This window comes from Streptomyces sp. NPDC060209 (genome assembly GCF_042728155.1).
GTDB lineage: Bacteria > Actinomycetota > Actinomycetes > Streptomycetales > Streptomycetaceae > Streptomyces.
This window is the reverse complement of the sequence record NZ_JBHWZS010000438.1, coordinates 1-5685: the sequence shown is the minus strand read 5'-3', so window position 1 is coordinate 5685 and position 5685 is coordinate 1. Positions and strand designations below refer to the sequence as shown.

Annotated in this window: 5 protein-coding genes; all 5 read left to right on the top strand. The window is 71.5% G+C overall.

Annotated features, from left to right (window positions below; all coding sequences use genetic code 11):
- The first annotated feature begins 74 nt into the window (after positions 1 to 74).
- The 5 genes from ACFWFI_RS40515 to ACFWFI_RS40495 all read left to right on the top strand — a co-directional run bounded on the left by ACFWFI_RS40515 (position 75) and on the right by ACFWFI_RS40495 (position 5677).
- The gene (locus ACFWFI_RS40515) at positions 75 to 905 is read left to right on the top strand and encodes a rhamnogalacturonan acetylesterase (protein ID WP_387400617.1); all 831 of its coding nucleotides are present in this window, start codon (positions 75 to 77) and stop codon (positions 903 to 905) included.
- A 119-nt stretch (positions 906 to 1024) separates the two neighbouring features.
- Positions 1025 to 2353, top strand: coding sequence for a pectate lyase family protein (locus ACFWFI_RS40510; RefSeq protein ID WP_387400615.1), 1329 nt, complete (start codon positions 1025 to 1027; stop codon positions 2351 to 2353).
- A gap of 92 nt (positions 2354 to 2445) precedes the next feature.
- Positions 2446 to 3549 (top strand): pectinesterase family protein, encoded by a 1104-nt coding sequence (locus tag ACFWFI_RS40505; RefSeq protein ID WP_387400613.1) that lies wholly within the window; start codon positions 2446 to 2448, stop codon positions 3547 to 3549.
- Positions 3546 to 4625 (top strand): dienelactone hydrolase family protein, encoded by a 1080-nt coding sequence (locus ACFWFI_RS40500; RefSeq protein ID WP_387400611.1) that lies wholly within the window; start codon positions 3546 to 3548, stop codon positions 4623 to 4625. Before ACFWFI_RS40505 ends, ACFWFI_RS40500 begins: the two co-directional genes overlap by 4 nt.
- 128 nt (positions 4626 to 4753) lie before the next feature.
- Positions 4754 to 5677, top strand: coding sequence for a D-alanyl-D-alanine carboxypeptidase family protein (locus tag ACFWFI_RS40495; protein ID WP_387400609.1), 924 nt, complete (start codon positions 4754 to 4756; stop codon positions 5675 to 5677).
- Positions 5678 to 5685 lie beyond the last annotated feature (8 nt).

Here is a 5685-nt window from a genome sequence, read left to right as displayed (position 1 = left end):
GGTCGCACCCCGCCGCCGGCCCCCTCTCTACGCGCACCACCTCACGTTTGTCCCCCGAGAGAGGCAGTCATCCTGTGTCACTCACCCGCAGACGGACGGCAGCCGCGCTCCTCGCGCTGCCCCTCGCCCTCGGCGCCACCCCCGCACTCGCGCACGGCGGCGGTGGCGCGGGCAGGCCCCGGCCCCGGACACTCCACATCGCCGGCGACTCCACGGCGGCCCAGAAGTACGCCGACGCCGCGCCCGAGACCGGCTGGGGCATGGCCCTGCCCTTCTTCCTCGGCCGTGCGCTCACCGTCGCCAACCACGCGGTGAACGGCCGGAGTTCCAAGAGCTTCATCGACGAGGGCCGTCTCGCCACCCTCCTGGACGGCGTCCGCCCGGGCGATCTCGTCCTCATCCAGTTCGGGCACAACGACGAGAAGACCGAGGACCCCGCCCGCGGCACCGACCCGTACACCACCTACCAGGAATACCTGCGCCAGTACGTCGAGGGAGCCCGCGCCCGGCGCGCGGAGCCCGTGCTGATCACCCCGGTCGAGCGCCGCCGCTTCGCCGAGGACGGCACCGCGAAGCCCACCCACGGCGAGTACCCCGCCGCGATGCGCGCCCTGGCGTCCGAGGAGGGCGTGACCCTGCTCGACGTCCAGGCGCTCTCCCTGGCCCGCTGGCAGGAGCTCGGCCCCGACGGGACCCTGGCGTACTTCAACTGGCTGGAGCCGGGCGAGTCACCGAACTACCCCGACGGCAAGCAGGACAACACCCACTTCCGGCCCGACGGCGCAGTCGAGGTGGCCAGGACGACCGCCCGCGCCCTGCTGGACGCGCGCACGCTCGCCCCGCGCGACCTGCGCCGCCTCGACGAGCCGGTGCCCGGGGCGTGGATCACCTGGCCGAAGGCCTGATCCCCTCCGCGCCTTCCGCACCTTCCGCACCTTCCGCACCCTCCGCGCGTCGTCGCGCCGCTTTCCCGCATACCCGCGTACACCCGCGCATTTCCGCGTACGACAGTTAAGGATTCGCCATGCCCGCACGCATGAGACATGTCCGCGCCATCGCCGTGGTGATGGGCTGCGCCTCACTGGCCCTCGCCGTGAGCCTCCCCGCCCAGGCCGCCTCCCACCACGGCAGGGGAATCGATCGCGCAGTGCTTCCCTCCGGCGACGGCTGGGCCGCCTCCGAGGGCTCCACCACGGGCGGCGCCGCGGCCACCCCCGACCACGTCTACACCGTGTCCAACCGGGCCGAGCTCATCGCCGCCTTCGAGGACGCGGGCGACGCTCCGAAGATCGTCAGGATCGCCGGAACCGTCCACGGCAACTCCGATGCCGCCGGCACCCCGATCGGCTGCGAGGCGTACCAGCAGGACGGCTACACGCTGGAGAAGTACCTCGCCGCCTACGACCCGGCCGTCTGGGGCACCGAAGAGGTCCCGTCGGGCCCGCTGGAGGACGCCCGCGTCGCGTCGGCGAAGCTGCAGGCCGCCGCGGTCAACGTGAACGTCCCGTCCAACACCACGCTCGTCGGCGTCGGCAAGGACGCCACGATCATCGGCGCCAGCCTCCAGGTGAAGAACGTCTCCAACGTCATCGTCCGCAACATCTCCTTCGAGGACACCTACGACTGCTTCCCCCAGTGGGACCCCACCGACGGTGACAAGGGCGCCTGGAACTCCGAGTACGACAACCTCGTCGTCTACGGCTCCAGCCACGTCTGGGTCGACCACAACACCTTCAGCGACGGCGACCGCCCCGACGCCGACCAGCCCTCGTACTTCGGCCAGATCTACCAGCAGCACGACGGCCTCTTCGACATCGTGCGCGGTGCCGACCTCGTCACCGTGTCGTGGAACGTCCTCAAGGACCACGACAAGACCATGCTCATCGGCAACAGCGACGGCGCCGGGGCGAGCGACCGGGGCAGGCTCCGCGTGACGCTGCACCACAACCTCTTCAAGGACGTGAAGGAGCGCGCGCCCCGCGTCCGCTTCGGCCAGGTCGACTCGTACAACAACCACTTCGTCGCCACCGAGGGCGCCGCCTACGGCTACACCTACGGCATCGGCGCCGAGTCCGAGCTCGTCGCGGAGCACAACGCCTTCACCGTGCCCGCCGGCTTCGACAAGGCCACCATCCTCAAGAAGTGGTCCGAGTCCTCCCTCACGGCGGAGGACAACTACGTCAACGGGCGGAAGACCGACCTGATCGCCGTGCACAACGCGGGCGTGCCCGCCGAGCAGCTCACCGAGGGCGCCGGCTGGACCCCGACGCTGCGCACGAAGACCGACAGCCCGCGCGCCGTCCCCGGCCTGGTGGACCACAAGGCGGGAGCCGGCAAGGCACCCGGCTGCTGAGCTCACCCGAACCGGGCCGGAGCGGCACCGCACCTCTCCAGCACCCCGGAGAGCGCCGCTCCGGCCCCACCACCCCGCAAAGGAGTACCGCCATGCCCAGCAGACGCAGTGCGCTGACCCTGCTCGCGGGTGCGGGCGCCGCCCTCGCCCTCGGCACACCCGCCGCCCACGCCCGGCCCACGCACCCCCGCCCCTTCGGCCGTTACGGTTCGCCGTCCCGGCGGCTCGACGCCCTGACGCTGTACGTCGACCCGCACGGCAGGGGCGACCACACCGACGTGCAGTCCGCCGTCGACGCCGCATCCGGCACCGGCCACACCCTGGTGCTCGCCCCCGGTACCTACCGCGGCAGGGTCCTCGTCACCGCCGCCCGGGCGGAGCTCACGCTGATCGGCGCGAGCGGCGACCCCCGCGACACGGTCGTCGTCCACGACACCGCGGCCGGTACGCCCAAGCCCGACGGGTCCGGCACCTACGGCACCAGCGGATCGGCCACCGTCACGGTCCAGGCCGCCGGTTTCACCGCCCGCGACGTGACCTTCGCCAACGACTGGCTGCGCTCCGACAACCCGGAGTACACCGGCACCCAGGCCGTCGCGATCAAGGTGCAGGGCGACCGCTCGGCGTTCTACGGCTGCCGGTTCCTCGGCCACCAGGACACCCTGTACGCCGACTCCCTCGCCCTCACCTCATTCGCCCGCCAGTACTACCGCGACTGCTACGTGGAAGGAGACGTCGACTTCGTCTTCGGCCGCGCCACCGCCGTCTACGACCGCTGCTACTTCCGCACCCTGACGCGCACCGACCTCGCCTCGGCCCCTTACGGCTTCGTCTTCGCGCCCAGCACCGCCGGGGCCAACCCGCGCGGCTATCTGGTCCTGCGTTCCCGGGTCACCAGCACCGCCCCCGACGCGTACTACAAGCTGGCCCGCCCCTGGGTGCCCTCCTCCGACCTCACCGCACACCCGATGCTCACAGTCCGCGACAGCCACCTCGGCGCGGGCATCGACGCGGTCACGCCGTACGGCACGATGTCCGCGGGCTTCCCCTGGCAGGACCAGCGCTTCGCCGAGTACCGCAACACCGGTCCCGGCGCGCGCATCACCGTCCCCGGGAACCGTCCGCAGTTGACCGCGTCCGAGGCCCGCGCGCACACGCCCGCCGACTGGCTGGGCGACTGGCGCCCTCACGCATGAACCTGGGGATCACCCAGCGGGTGCTCCCCGCCTTCTACGAGCGGCTCAGGGACGAACTCACGTTCCCGCTCTCCTGGGAGAGGTCCGAGACCCGTGACTTCCCGGCCTGGCGTGCGCAGGCGCGCGCCGTGGTCGGGGAGTCACTGCTCCAGCCGCTCGCTCCCGGTCCCGAGCCGTTCGACCCGGTGACCGTCGAGGAGTGCCCCGCCGGCCCGTACACCGCGCGCACCGTGGAGTTCGCCCTCAGCCGCTACGGGCGGGCGCGCGGCTCCCTGCTGGTGCCGCACGGGACGGGGCCCTTCCCCGCGGTGCTGATCCTGCACGACCACGGGGCCGAGTTCACGATCGGCCGGGAGAAGGCCGTACGGCCCAGGTCGGATCCGGACCGTCTCGCGTGCGCCGCGGCATGGGCGGACAAGCACTACGACGGCCGGTTCGTCGGCGACGAACTGGCCGCCCGCGGCTACGTCGTGCTCGCCGTGGACACGCTGGGCTGGGGAGACAGAGGCCCGCTCGCATACGAGGACCAGCAGGCCCTGGCCGCCAACCTCCTTCAACTGGGCACCTCGCCCGCCGGCCTCGCCGCCCACGAGGACATCCGGGCCGCGGCCTTCCTCGCCTCACTGCCCGAGGTGGACGGACTACGTGTCGGCGCACTGGGATTCTCCATGGGCGCCTACCGCGCCTGGCAGCTGTCCGCCCTGTCCGACGGAGTCCGGGCGGCGGCTGCCGTCTGCTGGATGACGGGGCTCAAGGAGATGATGGTGCCGGGCGACAACGCCCTGCGCGGCCAGTCCGCGTACTTCATGCTCCACCCGGGGCTGCACCGCCATCTCGACATCCCGGACGTGGCGTCACTCGCCGCCCCCAAGCCCGCCCTGTTCCACGCCGGCGGCCGGGACCACCTCTTCACGGCGGCCGGGGTGGAGGCGGCGTACGCGAAGCTGCGCGCGGTCTGGGAGTCGCAGGGAGCGGGCGACCGGCTCACCACCCGAGTCTGGCCGGACACCGGCCATGCCTTCACCTCCGCGATGCAGGCCGAGGTGTACACCTGGCTGGACACGTGGCTCGCCTGAGATCCGACGAGGTCCCGAGGCAACCGACCGACCCCTTCCAGCGCTCTATGTAAGGGGCACGCTTTCCCCACAGGCCCCTTCAGCACCACAACTGCACGACAAGCACAGCAGATACGGAGCGTTTCTCCTTGACTGCCATTCTGACCACGCGCAGAGCCGCAGCCGCCGTCGCCGGTGGCACACTGCTCGCACTCTCCCCACTGGTCGCCCAGGCCGCCGTGCCCGCCCAGCCCGAACCGACCGTCGCCGCCCTGGGCGCCGTGCTGGTGGACGGCGCGAGCGGCGAGACCGTCTACGGCAAGGAGGCGGACACCCCCCGCCCCATCGCCAGCACGGCGAAGATCATGACCGCCTCCGTGGTGCTCGACACCACGGGCGTCGACCTGGAGCGCCAGGTACCCGTCCAGCAGGAGTACCGCGACTACGTCACCGAGCACGGCTCCAGCACCGCGGACCTCCAGACCGGTGACAAGCTCACCGTCCGTCAGCTGCTCTACGCGTCCATGCTCCCTTCCGGCGCCGACGCCGCCTTCGCCCTCGCCGACACGTTCGGCACCGGCGCCACCAGCACCGAGCGGACCGCCTCGTTCATCTCGAAGATGAACGAGAAGGCCGACGAGCTCCACCTCGAGAAGACCGAGTTCGACTCGTTCGACGGTGTCGGGTCCGATGTCAGCACCCCCTCCGAGCTGGCGCAGCTGGCCCGGCACGCGATGCAGAACGACACCTTCCGCACAGTCGTGAAGGCCAAGGAGTACAAGGGCGACGCCCCCGCCGCGAACGGCCGGACGCGCACGTACACCTGGACCAACACGAACCAGCTGCTCGGCTCGTACGAGGGTGTCACCGGCATCAAGACCGGCACGACCACACCGGCGGGCGACTGCCTGGTGTTCTCGGCCACCCGTGGTGACAAGACCTTCATCGGGACGGTCCTGAACAGCACCGACCGGTACGCCGACGCGGCGCAGATCCTGGACTACGGGTTCGGTTCGAGCAGCGCCGAGACCATGCGGCTCCGTACGCTCCCCAAGGGGGCGCAGAGCGACTGACCGGGTCG